16 protein-coding genes are annotated in these 18,675 nt (G+C 70.4%); 13 read left to right on the top strand and 3 right to left on the bottom strand.

What is annotated here, in order from left to right:
- Positions 1-89 precede the first annotated feature (89 nt).
- The 7 genes from HDA39_RS16045 to HDA39_RS16015 are packed head-to-tail and all read left to right on the top strand — an operon-like array spanning position 90 to position 9,521.
- Positions 90-1,520, top strand: a complete 1,431-nt coding sequence (locus tag HDA39_RS16045) for a cytochrome ubiquinol oxidase subunit I (RefSeq protein ID WP_184796012.1) — start codon at positions 90-92, stop codon at positions 1,518-1,520.
- Positions 1,521-1,531: 11 nt separating this feature from the next.
- Positions 1,532-2,518: a cytochrome d ubiquinol oxidase subunit II gene (cydB, locus tag HDA39_RS16040; RefSeq protein WP_184796011.1), complete on the top strand. Its 987-nt coding sequence runs from the start codon at positions 1,532-1,534 to the stop codon at positions 2,516-2,518.
- Positions 2,518-4,140 (top strand): thiol reductant ABC exporter subunit CydD, encoded by a 1,623-nt coding sequence (gene cydD, locus HDA39_RS16035; protein ID WP_184796010.1) that lies wholly within the window; start codon positions 2,518-2,520, stop codon positions 4,138-4,140. The genes cydB and cydD overlap by 1 nt, the downstream gene beginning before the upstream one ends.
- Complete coding sequence (gene cydC / locus HDA39_RS16030; RefSeq protein ID WP_184796009.1) at positions 4,137-5,747, top strand: thiol reductant ABC exporter subunit CydC; 1,611 nt, start codon at positions 4,137-4,139, stop codon at positions 5,745-5,747. Before cydD ends, cydC begins: the two co-directional genes overlap by 4 nt.
- A 22-nt stretch (positions 5,748-5,769) precedes the next feature.
- A complete protein-coding gene (gene ftsY, locus HDA39_RS16025; protein WP_184796008.1) occupies positions 5,770-6,942 on the top strand; it encodes a signal recognition particle-docking protein FtsY in 1,173 nt (390 codons plus the stop codon).
- A 40-nt stretch (positions 6,943-6,982) separates the two neighbouring features.
- Positions 6,983-8,287 (top strand): NAD(P)/FAD-dependent oxidoreductase, encoded by a 1,305-nt coding sequence (locus tag HDA39_RS16020; RefSeq protein WP_184796007.1) that lies wholly within the window; start codon positions 6,983-6,985, stop codon positions 8,285-8,287.
- Positions 8,288-8,318: 31 nt separating this feature from the next.
- Positions 8,319-9,521: an RNA polymerase sigma factor gene (locus tag HDA39_RS16015; RefSeq protein WP_184796006.1), complete on the top strand. Its 1,203-nt coding sequence runs from the start codon at positions 8,319-8,321 to the stop codon at positions 9,519-9,521.
- On the opposite strand, the gene HDA39_RS43725 is transcribed toward HDA39_RS16015, so the two are convergent.
- Both HDA39_RS43725 and HDA39_RS16005 read right to left on the bottom strand, forming a co-directional pair.
- On the bottom strand, positions 9,493-10,464 hold the full coding sequence (locus HDA39_RS43725; RefSeq protein WP_184796005.1) for an asparaginase domain-containing protein: 972 nt from the start codon (positions 10,462-10,464) through the stop codon (positions 9,493-9,495). The two genes, HDA39_RS16015 and HDA39_RS43725, sit on opposite strands and share 29 nt — an antisense overlap.
- A 37-nt stretch (positions 10,465-10,501) precedes the next feature.
- The gene (locus HDA39_RS16005; protein WP_184796004.1) at positions 10,502-11,080 is read right to left on the bottom strand and encodes a helix-turn-helix transcriptional regulator; all 579 of its coding nucleotides are present in this window, start codon (positions 11,078-11,080) and stop codon (positions 10,502-10,504) included.
- Positions 11,081-11,159: 79 nt separating this feature from the next.
- On the opposite strand from HDA39_RS16005, the gene HDA39_RS16000 reads away from it, so the two are divergent.
- The 3 genes from HDA39_RS16000 to HDA39_RS15990 are packed head-to-tail and all read left to right on the top strand — an operon-like array spanning position 11,160 to position 13,815.
- A complete protein-coding gene (locus HDA39_RS16000) occupies positions 11,160-12,101 on the top strand; it encodes an NAD(P)/FAD-dependent oxidoreductase (protein WP_184796003.1) in 942 nt (313 codons plus the stop codon).
- A gap of 26 nt (positions 12,102-12,127) precedes the next feature.
- The gene (locus tag HDA39_RS15995) at positions 12,128-12,580 is read left to right on the top strand and encodes a sigma factor-like helix-turn-helix DNA-binding protein (RefSeq protein ID WP_184796002.1); all 453 of its coding nucleotides are present in this window, start codon (positions 12,128-12,130) and stop codon (positions 12,578-12,580) included.
- Complete coding sequence (locus HDA39_RS15990) at positions 12,577-13,815, top strand: hypothetical protein (RefSeq protein ID WP_184796001.1); 1,239 nt, start codon at positions 12,577-12,579, stop codon at positions 13,813-13,815. Before HDA39_RS15995 ends, HDA39_RS15990 begins: the two co-directional genes overlap by 4 nt.
- A 46-nt stretch (positions 13,816-13,861) precedes the next feature.
- On the opposite strand, the gene HDA39_RS15985 is transcribed toward HDA39_RS15990, so the two are convergent.
- Complete coding sequence (locus HDA39_RS15985) at positions 13,862-14,458, bottom strand: TetR/AcrR family transcriptional regulator (protein ID WP_184796000.1); 597 nt, start codon at positions 14,456-14,458, stop codon at positions 13,862-13,864.
- Positions 14,459-14,710: 252 nt separating this feature from the next.
- Between HDA39_RS15985 and HDA39_RS15980 the strand changes: the two genes are divergently transcribed.
- From HDA39_RS15980 to HDA39_RS15970, 3 genes are read left to right on the top strand one after another with little or no spacing between them, the layout of a single operon-like run.
- A complete protein-coding gene (locus HDA39_RS15980) occupies positions 14,711-16,075 on the top strand; it encodes an ammonium transporter (protein ID WP_238356727.1) in 1,365 nt (454 codons plus the stop codon).
- A complete protein-coding gene (locus HDA39_RS15975; RefSeq protein WP_184795999.1) occupies positions 16,072-16,410 on the top strand; it encodes a P-II family nitrogen regulator in 339 nt (112 codons plus the stop codon). The genes HDA39_RS15980 and HDA39_RS15975 overlap by 4 nt, the downstream gene beginning before the upstream one ends.
- Positions 16,411-18,669, top strand: a complete 2,259-nt coding sequence (locus HDA39_RS15970) for a [protein-PII] uridylyltransferase (protein ID WP_184795998.1) — start codon at positions 16,411-16,413, stop codon at positions 18,667-18,669. It abuts the gene before it with no gap.
- The last annotated feature ends 6 nt before the right edge of the window (positions 18,670-18,675 follow it).

Below are 18,675 nucleotides of genomic sequence, written 5' to 3'. Positions count from 1 at the left end.
TAGATCGCTGCCGGGATCTACTACATCGCGTCGTAGATCTGCGCTAGCATCTACTACGTAACGTCGTAGATCGCTCGGGAGGACCCCCGATGGACACGCTCGACCTGGCGCGCTGGCAGTTCGCGATCACCACCGTCTACCACTTCTTCTTCGTGCCGGTGACGATCTCGCTGGTCGCGATCACGGCCGGCCTGCAGACCGCCTGGTACCGGACCGGCAAGGACAAGTACCTGCGGCTGACCAAGTTCTACGGCAAGCTCTTCCTGATCAACATCGCGATGGGCGTCGTCACCGGCCTGGTCCAGGAGTTCCAGTTCGGGATGAACTGGAGCGACTACTCGCGCTTCGTCGGCGACGTGTTCGGCGCCCCGCTGGCGCTGGAGGGGCTGCTCGCGTTCTTCGTCGAGTCGACCTTCATCGGGCTGTGGATCTTCGGCTGGGACCGGTTGCCGAAGAAGGTGCACCTGGCCTGCATCTGGATGGTGGTGCTCGGTACGCAACTGTCGGCGTACTTCATCCTGGCGGCCAACTCGTGGATGCAGAACCCGGTGGGCTTCCGCTACAACGCCGAGCGCGGCCGGGCCGAGCTGACCGACCTCTGGGCGGTGCTGACCAACAAGGTCGTGCTGGTCACCTTCCCGCACACGATCTTCGCCGCGTTCATGGTCGGCGGCGCGTTCGTCGCGGCCGTCGCGATCTGGCACCTGGTCCGCCGGCCGGGCGTCGACACCGGCGCGTTCCGGACGGCGATGCGGCTGGGCGCGGTGATCGTGATCGCCGCCGGGGCCGGTGTGGCGCTGAGCGGCGACCAGCAGGGCAAGGTGATGACCGAGGTGCAGCCGATGAAGATGGCGGCGGCCGAGGCGCTGTACCAGTCGGAGAAGCCGGCCTCGTTCTCGGTCTTCACGATCGGCACGCTGGACGGGTCGCAGGAGATCTTCTCGGTCAAGGTGCCGTACCTGCTGTCCTTCCTGGCCACCGGGACCTTCGACGGCCAGGTGGAAGGCATCAACAACCTGCAGCAGGCCTACGAGAAGCTCTACGGGCCAGGCTCGTACAACCCGAACGTCCCGCTGACGTACTGGACCTTCCGGCTGATGATCGGGGTCGGGATGACGGCGGTGGCGCTGGCGGTCCTGCTGCTGTGGATGACCAGGAAGGGCCGCGAGCCGCATCGGCTGCTGATCTGGATGGCGCTGCCGCTCCCGTTGCTCCCGCTGTTCGCGAACGTCTTCGGGTGGGTGTTCACCGAGACCGGCCGGCAGCCGTGGCTGGTGTTCGGCCTGATGCCGACGTCGGCCGGGGTGTCACCGGGCACGACCAGCACGGAGATCCTGATCAGCCTGCTCGGCTTCACGGTGCTGTACGGCGTACTGGCGGTGGTCGAGGCGAAGCTGATGCTCAAGTCGATCCGGGCGGGGCTGGCCGGGACCTCACCGCCGGCGGATCCTTCGGGGCCCGACGACGACTCCGACGACGACGGCTCGGCCGAGGCCAAGCCCCTGTCCTTCGCGTACTGAGGGGACTGACGATGGAACTCACGACGGTCTGGTTCGCGGTGATCGCGTTCCTGTGGATCGGCTACTTCGTGCTCGAGGGGTTCGACTTCGGGGTCGGCATCCTGCTGCGGGTGCTCGGCCGCGACGAGCCCGAGCGGCGGGCGGTGGTGACGACGATCGGGCCGGTCTGGGACGGCAACGAGGTCTGGCTGATCACGGCCGGTGCGATGACGTTCGCGGCCTTCCCGGAGTGGTACGCGACGCTGTTCAGCGCGTTCTACCTGCCGCTGTTCGCGATCCTGGTCGCGCTGATCCTGCGCGGGGTCGCGCTGGAGTACCGGGGCAAGCGCGACGACCTGCCGTGGCGGTCCCGGATGGACACGCTGATCGTGATCGGGTCGCTGGCCCCGTCGCTGCTGTGGGGCATCGCGTTCGCCAACCTGGTGCGCGGGATCCCGCTGGACGCGTCGTACGAGTTCGTGGGTGGGCTGGGCGACCTGCTGAGTCCGTTCGCGTTGCTGGGCGGGGTGACCTTCACCGCGGTCTTCGTGGCCCACGGCGCGATCTTCCTGGCGCTGCGGACGACGGACGAGCTGCGGGAGCGGGCCAACCGCTTGGCCGGGTGGACCGGGCTGGTGGCGGCTGGGCTGGCCGTGGGGTTCCTGGCCTGGGCGCAGCAGCTCCGGGGTGATCGGTGGTCGGTGCTGATCGCCGTCGCTGCCGCGCTCGCGCTCGTCGGTGGACTGGTGGCGAACAGGGTGCGCCGGGAGGGCTGGGCGTTCGCCGGTACGGCGGTAGCGGTCGCGCTGGCGGTGACGTCTCTCTTTGTCGCCATGTTCCCCGCGGTGATGCCGTCGACGCTGGACCCGGGCTCGACGCTGACCACGGCGGCGGCCGCCTCCACGCCGTACACGTTGAAGATCCTGACGGTGATCGCGGCGATCTTCACGCCACTGGTGATGCTCTACCAGGGCTGGACGTACTGGGTGTTCCGCAAGCGCGTGATCGTCGGCGTCTGATGAAGCCGATCGATCCGCGGTTGCTGCGCCAGGCCAAGGCGGCCCGGCTGTTCATGGCCGGGTCGGTGGCCATCGGTGTCGCCACTGGCCTGCTGGTCATCCTGCAGGCGGTACTGCTCGCCCGGGGGATCTCCGGCGTTGTGCTGCACGGCACCGGCGTTGCAGAGGTGGCCTGGTTGCTGGCGGCGGTTGTAGCGGGCCGGGCGGCGCTGACCTGGTTGCAGGAGGTCGTGGCGCAGCGGGCGGCGGCTGCGGTGAAGTCGACACTGCGGCGACGGGTCCTGGAGCACTCGCTGAAGCTGGGGCCTTCGTGGCTCAGTGGTGAGCGCAGCAGCCAGCTGACCACGCTGCTGACCAAGGGGCTGGACGATCTCGACCCGTACTTCGCCCGGTACCTGCCGCAGCTCGTCCTGGCGGCCACCGTCCCGGCCGGGGTCGTCGGGTGGATGGCGACTGGTGACCTGATCGCGGCGGCGACCGTGGTGGTGACGCTGCCGCTGATCCCGTTGTTCATGGCCCTGGTCGGCTGGGCCACGCAGGCCTACAGCCGGCGGCGGCAGCGGGCGCTCGGCGTACTGGCTCATCACTTCTCGGATGTGGTGTCCGGGCTGGCCACGCTGAAGCTGTTCGGCCGGGCCAAGGGCCAGGCGGAGTCCGTACGACGGGTGACCGAGGAGCACCGGGTCGCGTCGATGGCCAGTCTGCGGCTGGCATTCCTGTCGTCGTTCGTGCTGGAGCTGCTGGCGAGCATCTCGGTCGCACTGGTCGCGGTCGGCGTCGGGCTGCGGCTGGTGGAGGGCAAGCTCGGGCTGGAGACCGCCTTGCTGGTGCTGATCCTGGCGCCGGAGGCCTATCTGCCGTTGCGGCAGGTCGGTGCGCAGTTCCACGCGAGTGCGGACGGGGTCGCTGCGAGCGAAGAGGTGTTCCGGGTGCTGGAGACGCCGCTGCCGTTGGTGGGTGACCGAACCGATGTGCCGGACCTGCGGGTGGTCGGGCTGCACCTGCACGACGTGACTGTGCGGTACCCGGATCGGGAGCAGGCGGCCTTGCAGGGCTTCGATCTGGACCTGTGGCCGGGAGAGGTGGTCGCGCTGACCGGGCCCAGCGGGGCTGGGAAGTCGACGGTGCTGGCGGCGATCCTCGGGTTCGTGGTGCCTGCCGGCGGTGTCGTGGTCGCTGGTGGGAGTGCGATGGATGAGTTCGACGCCGGGCTGTGGCGGCAGCAGTTCGGATGGGTACCGCAGCGGCCCGGTCTGCGGGTCGGGAGCATCGCGGACAACGTGCGGCTCGGGAGGCCTTCGGCGACTGACGCCGAGGTGCGTGAGGCGCTGGACACGGCAGGGGCTGCTTCGTTGGAGCTGGAGACGCCGGTGGGGGAGCAGGGGCAGTTGCTGTCGGGCGGACAGCGGCGGCGGGTCGCGCTGGCTCGGGCGTTGGTGACCGATGCGCCGGTGCTGTTGCTGGACGAGCCGACGGCCGGGCTGGACCCCGCGGCCGAGGCTGCGGTCGTTGCTGGGCTGCGGGCGACTGGGCGGACGGTGCTGTTGGTTGCGCATCGGCCGGCGTTGATGGACGCGGCTGATCGAGTGGTGTCGGTTTCGAGGGAGCTGGTGACGGTATGAGCGTTCTCGGATTGGCCATGCCTGCTCGGCGGGTGCGGCCGCGGCTGCTGCTCGCCGTACTGGCCGGCGTGCTCGCGTCGGGGATGGCGGTCGGCCTGCTGGCGACCTCCGCGTGGCTGATCACCAAGGCGTCGGCTGAGCCGCCGGTGCTCACGCTGCTGGTGGCGATTGTGGCGGTGCGGGCCTTCGGGGTCGGCCGCGGCGTCTTCCGGTACGTCGAACGCCTGGCCGGCCACGACGCGGCGTACCGGGTACTGGGCGACACCCGGGCCCGGATCACCGAGCGGCTGGAGCCGCTGGCGCCGGTCGGGCTGGCGTCGTCCCGGAGTGGAGACCTGCTGGCTCGGCTGGTGCTGGACATCGATGCGGTGCTGGACCTGTGGCTGCGGGTGTTGTTGCCGGTGCTGGTGGCGGTGGTGACCGCTACGGCGACTGTTGGGTTGCTGGTGCTGCTCCTGCCGGTGGCGGGTGCTGCCGTGGCTGTCGCGGTGCTGGTTGCGTGCACGGTGGCGCCTTGGCTGACGGCGGCCAGTGCCTCCAGGGCCGAGCGGATGATGGCGGGGGTTCGAGGGGATGTCGCCGCGGCCGCGACGGAGAACCTGCAGACGGCGGCCGACGTACTGGCGTTCAACGCGGTGGACGACGTACTGGCGGGGTTTGAGGCGGCGGACCGGCGGTTGGCTTTGGCTCAGCGGCGGTCTGCTTGGAGTACTGGGCTCGGTGGGGCGCTGCTGGTGATCTGCGTGGGGGCGGCGAGCATCGCTGGGCTGGTGCTGGGGACTGGGGAGTCTGGGCCGGTCTACGCGGTGCTGGTGCTGACGCCGCTGGCGCTGGCTGACGTGCTGGGTGGGATCCCGGTCGCGGCGCAGCTTGCGATCAGGGTGCGTGCTTCCTTGCAGCGGGTGGAGGACCTGCTGGGTACGCCGGTGCCGGTCGCGGAGCCGGAGGCAGCCCTGCCGCTGCCGATCGGTAGTGGGTTGCAGGTGCGCGGCCTGCGGGTCGGCTACGGACCGGACGACGTACTGCGCGACCTGGACCTGGATCTGCCCGCTGGGAGCCGCGTGGTGATCACCGGTCCGAGTGGGTCGGGCAAGAGCACGCTGGCCCTGGTGCTGCTGCGTTTCCTGGAGCCGCGCGCCGGCGAGGTGCTGCTGGACAGTTCCGACGTACGGCGGCTCGAAGGCGACGCCGTGCGGTCGCGGGTCGGGCTGCTGACGCAGGAGAGCTACGTGTTCGACACGAGCATCCGCGAGAACCTGCTGCTCGCCAAGCCCGGCTCGAGCGACCTGCAGCTGTGGAACGCGCTCTACCGGGCTCGGCTCGGCGAGTTCGTGCACGGCCTGCCGAAGGGGCTCGACACGATGGTGGGGGAGCACGGCGCCCGGCTGTCCGGTGGTGAGCGGCAGCGGCTCGCGTTCGCCCGGCTGCTGCTGGCCGACCACGACGTGCTCGTCCTGGACGAGCCGACCGAGCACCTGGACGAGGAGACCGCCCGGAGTCTGCTGAGCGACCTGTTCCGCGCGGCAGGCGGCCGTACCGTCGTACTGCTCACCCACCGGCCGGAACTGGCGCCTCACCCAACGCGACCGATCGTGGATCTGGCATGAGTGTCTGCCAAGATGGGGAACCGTGTTGACTCCTCAGCTTGTCCCTCAGCTCGCCGACGCCGCCCTGATCGCGATCATCGTGGCGGTCGTCGTTCTGCTCGGCGCGGGAACCACCGGACTGATCGTTGCCCGGCGCCGGACTCGTGAGCTGCCCGCCGCGACCCCGCCCGCGCCGCTCGACACGGCCGAGCCGGCCGTCGGCGAGGACGCCGAGGAGCCGCGGGACACCCCGACGCGCACGCTCGAGGACACCGAGCTGCCGGAGCTGGAGAAGCCGGAGTCCGCGCAGGGCCGCCTGGTCCGGCTACGGGCCCGGCTGGCACGGTCGCAGGGCTCGCTCGGCAAGGGCCTGCTCGCGCTGCTGTCCCGCGACAAGCTGGACGACGAGACGTGGGAGGACATCGAGACCACGCTGATCACGGCGGACGTCGGTGTCACCCCGACCCAGGAGCTGGTCGAGCGGTTGCGCACCCGCGTCCGGGTCGAGGGCGTCGGCGGTGACGAGGCGCGCTCGATCCTGCGCGAGGAACTGATCGCGCTGGTCGACCCGTCGATGGACCGGTCGCTGAAGGTCGAGCACGAGGGCAACCAGCCCGCCGTCGTCCTGGTCGTCGGGGTGAACGGCACCGGCAAGACCACCACGGTCGGCAAGCTGGCCCGGGTCCTGGTGGCCGAGGACAAGCACGTCGTCCTGGGTGCGGCCGACACGTTCCGGGCGGCTGCGGCCGACCAGCTGCAGACCTGGGGCGAGCGGGTCGGCGTACGGACCGTGCGGGGGCCTGAGGGCGGTGACCCGGCGAGCATCGCCTTCGACGCGGTCAAGCAGGGCATCGAGGAGCAGGCCGACGTCGTCCTGGTCGACACGGCCGGCCGGCTGCACACCAAGACCGGGCTGATGGACGAGCTGGGCAAGGTCAAGCGGGTGATCGAGAAGGCGGCCGAGGTCGATGAGGTGCTGCTCGTCATCGACGCCACCACCGGGCAGAACGGGCTGACCCAGGCCCGGGTGTTCGCCGAGGTGATCAACGTGACCGGTCTGGTGCTGACCAAGCTGGACGGGACCGCCAAGGGCGGCATCGTGATCGCGGTGCAGCGGGAGCTCGGCGTACCAGTGAAGCTGGTCGGCCTCGGCGAGGGCGCCGACGACCTGGCGCCGTTCGATCCCGAGCAGTTCGTCGACGCGCTGCTGGACTGACTTACGGTTCGGGCCTGCCCGGGATCTGGTATCAAGAGGCATGAGCCGACCGAGGATCGTCATCGTCGGAGCCGGGTTCGCCGGGTTCCACGCGGCCAAGACGCTGTCCTGGGTGAGCCGGGGCCGCGCCGACATCGTGCTGGTCAACCCGACCGACTACTTCCTCTACGTGCCGTTGCTGCCCGAGGTGGCGACCGGCATCCTGGAGCCGCGCCGGCTGACGGTGGCGCTGGCGGACGCGCTGCCCGAGGTCCAGCTGGTGCTCGGTGAGGTCGACGGGCTCGACCTGGACGAGCGCAGCGTCTCGTACGAGGACCCGGCGGGCCACGCGGGTTCGGTGAGCTACGACCGGCTGGTGATCGCCGCCGGCAGCGTGAACAAGCTGCTGCCGATCCCTGGGGTGGCCGAGCACGCGCACGGCTTCCGCGGCATCCCGGAGGCGGTGTTCCTGCGGGACCACCTGATCCAGCAGATCGAGCTGGCCGACGCTACCGACGACCAGGACGCGCGGGACGCGCTCTGCACCTTCGTCGTGGTCGGAGCCGGCTACACCGGGACCGAGGTCGCAGCACACGGTGTGCTGTTCACCGAGCTGCTCAAGAAGCGCCGGCCGCGGCTGCGTGACCAGCAGATGCGCTGGATGCTGCTGGACATCGCCGACCGGGTGCTGCCCGAGCTGGACCAGCGCCTGTCCCGTACGGCGGACAAGGTGCTCCGCAAGCGCGGTGTCGAGGTGCGGATGGGGCTGTCGGTCGAGGAGGCCAAGCGCGGCAGCGTCCGGCTGACCAACCAGACCGAAGTACCGACCAACTCGCTGATCTGGTGCGTGGGCGTCCGGCCGGACCCGGTGGTCGAGGGGCTCGGCCTGAAGACCGAGAAGGGCCGCCTGGTCGTCGACGAGTACCTGAACGTACCGGGCCACCCGGACGTGTTCGCCTGCGGCGACGCTGCCGCCGTACCGGACCTGACCCGGCCTGGTGAGGTGACGCCGATGACAGCGCAGCACGCCGAGCGGCAGGGCCGGCGGGCCGCGCACAACGTCGCGGCGTCGTTCGGCACCGGTGAGCGCAAGCCCTACGTGCACAAGGATCTGGGCTTCGTGGTGGACCTCGGCGGCGTCGACGCGGCGGCCAACCCGCTGCAGGTCCCGCTCGGTGGGCTGCCGGCGAAGGCGGTGACCCGTGGCTACCACCTGCTCTCGATGCCGGGCAACAGGATCCGTACGGCGACCGAGTGGCTGTTCGACGCGATGCTGTCCCGGCAGAGCACGCACCTCGGTCTGATCCCGGCTGTCGACGTACCGCTGGAGACGGCGAGTCCTGAGCGGGTCCGGCGCCACCTATAGGGCGTGTCTCCCTAGGCGGTAGGTTCCCGGCATGGAGCTGGAGAGCCTGTTACGCGACCTGACGCCCAGGGTCGTCGGTGCCGTCGTACGGCGGACCGGGGACTTCGCCGCGGCCGAGGACGCGGTGCAGGAGGCGTTGCTGGCGGCTGCGCGCACCTGGCCGCGCGACGGCGTACCGGACAACCCGCGGGCCTGGCTGATCCAGACCGCGCACCGGAAGGTGATCGACGAGATCCGGCAGGAGCAGGCCCGGCGGCGCCGGGAGGAACTGGCCGCGCAGCGCGACGTACCGGCCGCCGAGGTCGAGGAGACCGACGACACGCTGCGGCTGCTGTTCATGTGCTGCCACCCGGACCTCACACCCGCCTCGGCGATCGCTCTCACCCTGCGCGCGGTCGGCGGTCTGACCACCACGGAGATCGCGCAGGCCTATCTGGTGCCCGAGTCGACGATGGCGCAGAGGATCAGCCGGGCGAAGCAGAAGATCAAGGGTGCCTCGTTCGAGCTGGAGCCGGACGACGAGCGGGTGCGCAACGTGCTTCACGTGCTCTACCTGATCTTCAACGAGGGCTACACCTCCAGCAGTGGTCCCGACCTGCACCGCAGCGACCTGGCGGTGGAGGCGATCCGGCTGACCCGGATGGTGCACGCGCTGCTGCCGGAGAACGGCCAGGTGACCGGCCTGCTCGCCCTGATGCTGCTGACCGACGCACGCCGGGATGCGCGGGCCGGATCGTCGGGCGAGCTGATCCCGTTGGCCGAGCAGGACCGCTCCTTGTGGGACAGGGACCTGATCACCGAGGGGGTCGCGCTGGCGGTCGACGCGTTCGGCCGGCCGCCGCTGGGGGAGTACCAGCTGCAGGCGGCGATCGCGGCCCTGCACGACGAGGTGGACAAGCCCGAGGACACGGACTGGCCGCAGGTGCTCGCGCTGTACGGCCTGCTGGAGCAGCTGTCCGGCAACCCCATGGTCACGCTCAACCGGGCCATCGCAGCGGCCATGGTCGACGGGCCGGAGGCCGGCCTGGCGATGCTGGAGCCGCTGGACGAACCGCTGGGTGGCCACTACCGGCTGGACGCCGTACGGGGTCATCTGCGGGAGATGCGGGGTGACACGGAAGCCGCCGCCGAGCACTTCCGCGCAGCGGCCCGCCGTACGACGAGCTTGCCGGAGCGGGACTACCTGACGCTGAAGGCCGCCGCGGTCAGTGGTGCTGCGCGAAAGCCGCAGTGATCTCGTCCAGGCCCTCACCTGTTGCCAGCAGCAACCTCAGCAGCACCCGCGCCTTGTAGGGGTCGAGGAAGCCGCCGTCGATGAGGCCCCGGCCGAGCAGGTCGGACTCGGAGCCGACGGCCTTGTATGTGCTGCGCAGCACTGAGCCGCCACCGGTCCGCGACGTCAGTACGACGGGCATGCGCTCAGCCAGTGCGCCCAGCACCGGCGCGAGCGCCGACGGGACGTGGCCGACGCCGTAGCCCGCGACGACGAGCCCCTGGTGAGTGTCGGCGAGTCCTTGGAGCAGCAGCCCGTCGTCGTCCAGGGTGACGGTGTAGAGCGCTACGCGAGCGGCGTCCAGGTCAGCGGCTTCAGGACGCCCCGGTACGCCGTCCTGGCGGGCGGGCTTCGTGAGGATGCGGACCTGGTCCTCGACCACGTGGCCGATCGGGCCGGCGTTGGGCGACGCGAAGGTCGCCGTACTGGTGCTGTGCGTCTTGCGGACCCAGCGGGCGGCGTGGATCTGGTCGTTGAACACGACTAGTGCACCGAGGTCCCGGGCAGCAGGGGAACAGGCGACGCGTGCCGCGGCCAGCAGGTTGGCCGGGCCGTCCGGACCAGCCAGGGTGGGGTTGCGCATGGCACCGGTCAGCACGAACGGGTGTGGGTGCGGCCAGACCTGGTCGACCACGAACGCGGTCTCCTCCAGCGTGTCCGTGCCCTGCGTGACCACGACACCTGACGCACCGGCGCTGACGGCCTTCGACGCGGCGTCGACGACGTCCAGCATCGTGGCCAGCGTGAGGTTCCCGCTGGGGACGGACTCGACGTCCTGCACCTCCAGCACCGACCCGAGGTCGGCCAGGCCCGGCACCGCGGCGGTCAGCTCGGCCCCGGTCAACCGGTTCGAACCGCCAGCCACGGAGATGGTGCCGCCGAGGGTGAAGAGCGCGACGCTCACAGGTCAGGTCCTTTCGTTCGAGTTTCGCGGCCGCAGCCTACTGTGACTTGGCGCGTACGTGCAGTCGCTCTCCCTGCGGGCCGAACAGGCCGAGCATCTCGACCGGCTCCGGGCCCGGGTTGCCGAACCAGTGCGGGACGCGGGTGTCGAACTCGGCGACCTCACCCTCCTTGAGGATGAAGTCCTTGTCGTCCAGGACCAGGCGCAACTGGCCGGACAGCACGTAGACCCAGTCGTAGCCCTCATGGGTCTGCTGCTTGACCTCACCGCCCGGCCAGCCCGGGGGCGCGATCTGCTTGAAGGCCTGCAGCCCACCGGGCCGCCGGCTCAGTGGGATCACGATCGCGCCGTGGTGCCGCTTGATCGGCTTGGGGTGGATGCGCGGGTCACCGGTCGGTGGAGCGTCCACCAGCTCGTCCAGCTGGACCTGGTGCGCGCGGGCCAGCGGCAGCAGCAGCTCCAGCGTCGGGCGGCGCTGACCGGACTCCAGCCGGGACAGGGTGCTGATCGAGATCCCGGTGGAGGTCGCGAGGTCGGTCAGCGTGGTCCCGCGCTCCTGGCGCAGCCTGCGCAGCCGGGGGCCGACCGCCTCGAGCACGTCGTCGAATTCGCTCATGTTGCCATCTTGGCAAAGATCTTTGTCATTTTCGAGAACTCTGCGGATGCTGTGACCAGACCTAGAAGAGGAGACGAACATGTACGACGTGATCGTGGTCGGCGGCGGAGTGGCCGGGCTGAGCGGGGCGCTGCCGCTGGTCCGGTCCCGCCGGTCGGTGCTGGTGATCGACCAGGGTGACCCGCGCAACGCTCCCGCCGACGGGGTGCACAACTACCTGACCCGCGACGGCATCCCGCCGCTGGAGCTGACCGCGCTCGGCCGCCAGGAGGTGACCGGGTACGGCGGGGAGGTGCTCACCGGGACGGTCACGTCGGCCCGGGCCTTGTCTGAGGGCTTCGCGGTCGAGACCGCGGACGGCCAGAGGTTCGAGTCGCGGCGCCTGCTGGTGACCACCGGTCTGACCGACCAGCTGCCCGACGTACCGGGGCTGGCCGAGCGGTTCGGGCGGGACGTGCTGCACTGCCCGTTCTGCCACGGCTGGGAGGTGCGGGACCAGGCCATCGGCGTACTGGCGACCGGGCCGATGGCTGTGCACCAGACGATGATGTTCCGCCAGCTGAGCGACGACGTGACGCTGTTCCTGCACACCGGCCCGGAGCCGACCGAGCAGGAGTGGGAAGAGCTGGCCGCACGCGGCATCTCTGTGGTGCAAGGCGTTGTGGAGCAGGTGGAGGTCACCGACGACCGGCTGACCGGCGTACGGCTGCAGGGCGGCAGGGTGATCCCGCGGCAGGCTCTGGCCGTGCAGACCTCGCTGCGGGCGCGTGCGGACTTCCTGGACGAGCTGGGGCTCAAGGCGGTCGACCGGGAGGTCCGCGGGTTCGTCATCGGGACCGCTGTCGAGGCCGGACCGGGTGGGACGACCAGCGTCCCGGGCGTGTGGGTCGCGGGCAACGTGACCGACCCGATGGGCCAGGTGGTCACCTCCGCGGCGGCCGGATTCTCCGCGGGAGCCGCGATCAACGGCGAGCTGGTCGGAGAAGACACCCGATTGGCTGTGGCCGCGCGCAGTAGTTGAGGAGTTGAATAGGGGCGGGAGGGTGGATGCGCGACTCGATCGACCCCGATTTCGCCTCGTACGTCGATGCGCGGCAGGGCAGGTGGCTCCGAACCGCCGCCCTCGTCTACGGCGACCAGGCGCGGGCTGAAGAACTGCTGCTGCACGCCTTCAGCCGCCTGGCGCTGGTGTGGGGCCGGCCGGACGACCCGGACGTGTTCGTCCAGCGCCTGCTCTACCAGCCGGCGCTGTCGCGCTGGCGCCGTCTGAAGGTCGCGCCGCCCGGCGACGACACCACACTGGTGGCGCTGGCCGAGCTGACCCCCGTCCAGCGGACTGTGTTCGTCTTGCTGCACTACGAGGAGCTGACCGAGTTCGAGATCGGCGATCTGCTCAACCTGTCGCACACCGCCGTGCACGGGCACGGCCAGACGGCGCTCAGCCGGTTCCGTACCGGGCTGGGCCTGGGCGACTGGCGGAACCCGGCGGAGCGGCGATGAGGCGCGAAGACGTCGGACCCCTGCTGGAGCAGGCGATCGGCGGCGTACCCGAGCCGGACCTGGCCGACGCGGCCTGGGCCGGCGGCCTGTCGATCCGGCGCAAGAGGCGTCGTAGCCAGGTGATCGTCGCCGTCATCGTCGTACTGGTGATGGCTGTCGCCGGTGCCCTGGTGGCGGCCAACGGGTCGTCGTTCGGTCTGAAGCCGCCGGACGACGTACCGACCCATCCGCCGGGGTACGTGCCACCGGCCGGTCAGATCGCCGGCATGGACTTCTGGGTCGCGCCGCAGGCCGGTAGCGAGGCGTGGCTCAACCGGGTGATCACGCCGATGGGTGGTGAGCTGGAGTACCCGGACAACCCGTCGCCGCTCGCCGAGCGGCCGGTCGACGAGATCGCCGCTGTGGTGCTCTCACGCAACGGCGACACCTTCCGGCCGCTGCTGCTGGCGAGTACGGCGAGCTGGTCCGAGGCGGACGTCGATCTGGCCCCGATAGCCACAGGCGCACCTCTCAGTACCGGTGCGGTCGCTCCCAGTGGCCGGCTGGTGGCCTTCCCCCAGCGGGGTGCTGTGGTGGTCCTCGACTCGACCCGTGCGACCGTCCGGCGGATCCCGCTGCCGAACCAGGACATCCGCAGCGTGTCCTGGCTCGGGGACAGCGAGCGCCTCCTGGCGAGCGGCCCGCGGAGCACCTACCGGGTGTCGACCAACGGTCAGGAGATCGTCACGGTCCAGGCGAGCGTCGACCCGGACGCCGGCACCGCGCCGTACCGGCTGGACGGAGTGACGACGCAGGTGGGGCTGATGCGGTACATGCGGCGGGGCTGGGCGGTCGACAGCACGGTGCAGCTTCCGGTGCAGAGCTGGGCGGGGCAGACCTTCACCAGCGGCAACGTGGCGGCCCGGGTGTTCGTGGCGGCCGAGCTGCCGCAGGTACGGACGGTTGCCTCGCGCCCGCAAGTGGTTGCCGCCATCTCCGCGGTGGACAGTCAGCCGAGCCGGCTGATGGTGCTGGGGGAGACCCCGCCGGCCACGCCGCCACCGACCGGGCCGCCGACGCCTGACGCGGTACGGGAGCGCGACTGCTGCGCCGTACTCGGCTGGTACGACAGTGAGACCGTGCTGTTCCGGGTGACCAACTGGATGCTGGCCTGGAACCTGGAGACCGGCCAGGTCCGGCGAGTGGCCGAGCTGAAGGTGTCTGCCGTTGCCGTCGGCCCCGGACTGCACAGCTGACCCGCCGCCCTGCCCTGCAAGGGGGAACGGCGGGCCGGCGTACGGGCTACTCCAGGATGCAGCGCAGCGTCATCTGCACCAGGTGGTCGGTGTCCTCGACGCGAGGCATCGGCTCCCTGGTCATCGCGCGGAGAATCAGTACTCCGGCGAGCCACTGCACCATCAGCACCGGATCGGCGTCCTCCCGGACGCGCTCGCCGCGGGCCCGGGCCCGTTTGAGCGCCGCCTCGGTCTGGTCGACGCGGCGTTCGAGGAAGGCCCGGTAGAACACCGCGAACGGCTCGCCGCGGTTCAGTTCGGTGACAGCGAGCCGGACCAGGGCCACTCCGTCGGCGCTGTTCACGAAGGCCAGTGCGTCGCGGTAGACCTGGCGCAGGTCGCCCGCGATCGAACCGGTGTCCGCGTCCGGGATCTCGATGTCGAACAGGTCGGCCAGCGCGTCGTTGGCCAGCTGTTCCTTGCTGGCCCAGCGCCGGTAGATGGTCGCTTTGCCGACCCCGGCCGCCTCGGCGACGTCGTCGACGGTCATGCCGTCGAAGCCGCGCTCCAGCAGCAGCTGGACGGCGTACCGCCGAATCCTCGGTTCGGCGTCCGGGTCCCGTGGCCGGCCCCGGCGTGGTTTTTCCCCGCTGTTGGTTCCCATCGGTTGTGTCCCCAGCTAAGACGGGCGCAGTGGCGCGGCTGCGACCCGTGTGATGAGGCCAGAGTGCCACACATGACTCGATGTCACCTGGATGTCACCTGACCGACCGCTTTGTCACATGCCTGAAACATCCGGACCGATCGGCTGAAACGGCGCGCCGACACCGTTTGCGGTGTGGCCACGCGTGGGCTTCCCGGCGTTGTGGAGAACTCCTCGATGAGGACGCGGGCCACCCCCAGATCGATGGAAGGGATGACGTTGATGGAGATCAACGCCGGCGATACCGCCTGGGTCTTGGTCAGTGCCGCCCTGGTGTTCTTGATGACACCGGGCCTGGCTTTCTTCTACGGCGGCATGGTGCGCGTCAAGAGCGTGCTGAACATGATGATGATGAGTGCCATCACCATCGGGGTCGTCACCGTGCTGTGGGTGGTCGTCGGCTACTCGCTCACGTTCGGTGGTGACAACGGTGGGGTGATCGGCAACTTCTCGGTCGCCGGCCTGAAGGGACTGATCGCGCCCGACGCGGTCAGCGGCACCATCCCGACGCTCGCCTACGTCGGCTTCCAGCTGATGTTCGCGATCATCACCCCCGCGCTGATCTCGGGCGCGATCGCCGACCGGGCCTCGTTCCGGGGCTGGATTGTGTTCGTGGCGCTGTGGACCTCGCTGGTCTACTTCCCGGTCGCGCACTCGGTCTGGTACCTCGACGGCGAGGGCGGCGGAGGCTTCATCGGTACCGGCATCAAGGCGATCGACTTCGCCGGCGGTACGGCGGTGCACGTGAACGCCGGTGCGGCCGCGCTCGCCCTGGCGATCGTGCTGGGCAAGCGGGTCGGCTGGCGCAAGGACCCGATGCGGCCGCACAGCCTGCCGCTGGTCGTGCTCGGCGCCGGTCTGCTGTGGTTCGGCTGGTTCGGCTTCAACGCCGGCTCCGCCCTGACCGCCGGTACGACGGCCGCCGTCACCTTCGTGAACACCCAGTGCGCCACCGCCGCCGCGGTGATCGGCTGGCTGATCGTGGAGCGGATCCGGCACGGCAAGGCCACCACGCTGGGCATGGCGTCCGGTGCGGTCGCCGGTCTGGTCGCGATCACCCCGGCCTGTGGCGCGCTCACCCCGGTCGGCTCGCTGATCCTCGGTGTCGTTGCCGGTGGCATCTGTGCCTTCGCGGTCTCGCTCAAGTACAAGCTGGGCTTCGACGACTCGCTCGACGTCGTCGGCGTACACCTGGTCGGCGGTCTGGTCGGCTCGCTGGCGATCGGCTTCCTCGGCACGGCCGCCGCGCCGTCCGCGGTGGACGGCCTGTTCTACGGTGGTGGTGCGGGGCAGCTGGGCCGGCAGGCGCTGGCGAACGTGATCGTCGGGGTCTACTCCTTCGTGGTCGCGTTCATCCTGGCCAAGCTGATCGACCTGACCATCGGCTTCCGGATCAAGGAGGACGACGAGGTCACCGGGATCGACCAGCTCGAGCACGCCGAGTCGGCGTACGACTTCCTGGCCGCGGGCTCCGGCCTGCGCGGCCCGGCGACGGTGGTCCGGACCCCGGCCCCGGCGGCTCCGGTCGACGACGCTCCCGAGAAGGACGCTTCTGAGAAGGAAGGTGCGAACGCATGAAGCTGATCACCGCGGTGGTCAAGCCGCACAAGCTGGAGGACGTCCGGACCGCGCTGGAGACCTTCGGGGTGACCGGCATGACGGTGACCGAGGCCAGCGGCTACGGCCGGCAGAAGGGCCACACCGAGGTCTACCGCGGCGCCGAGTACGAGGTGGACCTGGTCCCGAAGGTCCGGCTCGAGGTCGTGATCGAGGACGGTGACGCCTCCGACGTGCTGGACGTGATCGTCAAGGCCGCGCAGACCGGCAAGATCGGCGACGGCAAGGTCTGGGTGACTCCGGTCGAGACGATCGTCCGGGTCCGGACCGGCGAGGTCGACGGAGACGCGCTGTAGATGGTGGACCGGGCAGCTCAGCGGCGCGCGCGGGCCGAGGAGGCCGACGCGCTGCTGTACCTGCTCCTCTCGAAAGCCTGTGACGCCCTCGGTGTGCCCACCGAGGGCGTCGCGCTGGTCGCCGTCGGCGGCTACGGCCGGGAGGAGCTGTCGCCGTACAGCGATCTCGACGTGATGCTCGTGCACGTCGAGGGGTACCCACGGGTGGACGAGCTCGCCGCACAGATCTGGTACCCGCTGTGGGACTCGCGGACCAGGCTGGACCACAGCGTGCGCACGCTGGACGAGGCGCGGAAGGCAGCGGCTGACGACGTACGGGTTGCGCTGGGGCTGCTGGACGCGCGGCACGTTGCTGGGGACTCGCACCTCACCCTGCAGCTGCGGTCGGTGCTGATGGCGGACTGGCGTCGTACGGCGCGAGATCGCTTGCCTGCTTTGGCTCAGGCGTGCCGGGACCGGGCCGGGACGGTCGGGGAGCTCGCGCACCTGGCTGAGCCGGACTTGAAGGAGGCGTACGGCGGGCTGCGGGACGCGGTGGTGCTGCGTGCGCTGGTGGCGTCCTGGCTGGTCGACGTACCGCACCCGGTGGTCGAGCGGGCTCGCCTGGACCTGCTGGACGTGCGAGACGAGCTGCATGCTGTTGCGGGTCGCGCAACTGACCGGTTGGTTGCTGACGTGACTGGTGAAGTTGCTGCAGGGCTTGGGCTTTCCGGGCGCGACGCGTTGCTGCGGCACGTCTACTCGACCGGGCGGACGCTGGCGCACGTGTGCGACGTGTCCTGGCGGCGGATCGAGAGCCTGGTGACCAGACCGCCTCGCTCGCGGCGTCGTCGTACTGGTGGGCCGTTGCTGCTCGCACTGGACGAGGGGGTCGGGCAGCACGAGGGTGAGGTCGTGCTGATGCCGGATGCCCGGCCGGAGCGGGACCCTGCACTCGGACTGCGGGCTGCTGCCGTTGCTGCCGACAGGGAGCTGGTGCTGTCGCCTTCTGTCGCTGCACGGCTGACGGCGACTGCTGCTGAGCTGCCAGATCCCTGGCCGGGAGAGGCCCGGCGGCTGTTCTGCGCGCTGCTGGGTGCCGGGCAGGGGCTGCTCGAGGTCTGGGAGACGATGGACCAGACCGGCTACATCTCGCGGCTGTTGCCGGAGTGGGACAGCGTGCGCTTCCGGCCGCCGCAGTCGGCCATCCACCGCTACACGGTCGACCGGCACCTGCTGGAGACCTGTGTCGAGGCGTCGTCGATGGTGCGCGACGTACGGCGTCCGGACCTGCTGCTGGTCGCCGCGCTGATCCATGACCTGGGCAAGGCGGTCGAGGGCGACCACAGCGTGACCGGTGCCGCTATTGCCGCGGTCGTGGCGCGCCGGCTGGGCTTCAGCGAGGCCGACTCCGACACGATCACGCTGCTGGTCCGGCAGCACCTGATGCTCGCGCAGGTCGCGACGCGGCGGGATCTGGACGACCCGATGACAGTGGACCTCGTCGCGGGGATCGTCGGCGACACGGAGACGCTGGATCTGCTGGAGGCGCTCACGTACGCCGACGCCCGGGCTGCTGGGCCTGCAGCGTCGTCGCCTTGGCGGCTGCGGCTGGTGGGGGAGCTGGCCCGGCGGGTGCGTGGTGAGCTGTCCGGTGGTGGGTCAGGTTTGTGGAACGAGGCGCCGCCGTTGCCGACGCCGGAGCTGCATCAGGTGGTCGGTGTGGGCCGGCTGGGCGTGACGGTGTCGGAGTACCACGGGGACCTGCGGGTCAACGTGGCCGTGCCGGACCAGGTGGGGACGTTGTCGACGGTTGCCGCCGTACTGGCTGTGGAGCGGCTTGCTGTGCGGTCTGCCGTGATCACCTCGGTAGAGGGCCTTGGCATCTCGTCGTGGACGGTGGCTGGGTCGGCGCCGGATCCGGTGCGGCTGCGGGACCGGCTGGCTGTGGCTCTGCGTGACAAGAGCGACCTCGTACGGCGGTTGGCGGCGCGGGACTCCTCTGCGCGGAAGGGCCCGGCCGCCCGCGTCGACTTGTTGCCGGGGGCCTCTGAGACGGCGACTGTGCTGCAGGTGCGGGCGCACGACCGGCCCGGGTTGCTCTACGACGTGACCGCGGCGATCGCTGCGACCGGTGCGGACATCCGGTCCGCCCATGTCGGGACGCTGGGCGCGGAGTGCGTCGACGTGTTCTACCTGACCGATTCGCACGGCTCGCCGCTGGAGGACGAGGACGCGCGGGTGACCGCCAAGACGGTCTTGGATCGCCTGACCTCTTAGTGTCGT

The organism is Kribbella italica, from assembly GCF_014205135.1.
GTDB lineage: Bacteria > Actinomycetota > Actinomycetes > Propionibacteriales > Kribbellaceae > Kribbella > Kribbella italica.
The sequence above is the reverse complement of the archived record's forward strand: the minus strand, read 5'-3'. Positions and strand labels throughout refer to the sequence as shown.

Coding starts and splice junctions, on each gene's coding strand:
- HDA39_RS15990 (WP_184796001.1), top strand. CDS start 12,577: ATGAGGCGCGAAGACGTCGGACCCCTGCTGGAGCAGGCGATCGGCGGC.
- HDA39_RS16000 (WP_184796003.1), top strand. CDS start 11,160: ATGTACGACGTGATCGTGGTCGGCGGCGGAGTGGCCGGGCTGAGCGGG.
- cydD (WP_184796010.1), top strand. CDS start 2,518: ATGAAGCCGATCGATCCGCGGTTGCTGCGCCAGGCCAAGGCGGCCCGG.
- HDA39_RS15985 (WP_184796000.1), bottom strand. CDS start 14,458: ATGGGAACCAACAGCGGGGAAAAACCACGCCGGGGCCGGCCACGGGAC.
- HDA39_RS15970 (WP_184795998.1), top strand. CDS start 16,411: ATGGTGGACCGGGCAGCTCAGCGGCGCGCGCGGGCCGAGGAGGCCGAC.
- HDA39_RS15995 (WP_184796002.1), top strand. CDS start 12,128: ATGCGCGACTCGATCGACCCCGATTTCGCCTCGTACGTCGATGCGCGG.
- HDA39_RS16005 (WP_184796004.1), bottom strand. CDS start 11,080: ATGAGCGAATTCGACGACGTGCTCGAGGCGGTCGGCCCCCGGCTGCGC.
- HDA39_RS15975 (WP_184795999.1), top strand. CDS start 16,072: ATGAAGCTGATCACCGCGGTGGTCAAGCCGCACAAGCTGGAGGACGTC.
- cydB (WP_184796011.1), top strand. CDS start 1,532: ATGGAACTCACGACGGTCTGGTTCGCGGTGATCGCGTTCCTGTGGATC.
- HDA39_RS16020 (WP_184796007.1), top strand. CDS start 6,983: ATGAGCCGACCGAGGATCGTCATCGTCGGAGCCGGGTTCGCCGGGTTC.
- HDA39_RS16045 (WP_184796012.1), top strand. CDS start 90: ATGGACACGCTCGACCTGGCGCGCTGGCAGTTCGCGATCACCACCGTC.
- HDA39_RS15980 (WP_238356727.1), top strand. CDS start 14,711: ATGACGTTGATGGAGATCAACGCCGGCGATACCGCCTGGGTCTTGGTC.
- cydC (WP_184796009.1), top strand. CDS start 4,137: ATGAGCGTTCTCGGATTGGCCATGCCTGCTCGGCGGGTGCGGCCGCGG.
- HDA39_RS16015 (WP_184796006.1), top strand. CDS start 8,319: ATGGAGCTGGAGAGCCTGTTACGCGACCTGACGCCCAGGGTCGTCGGT.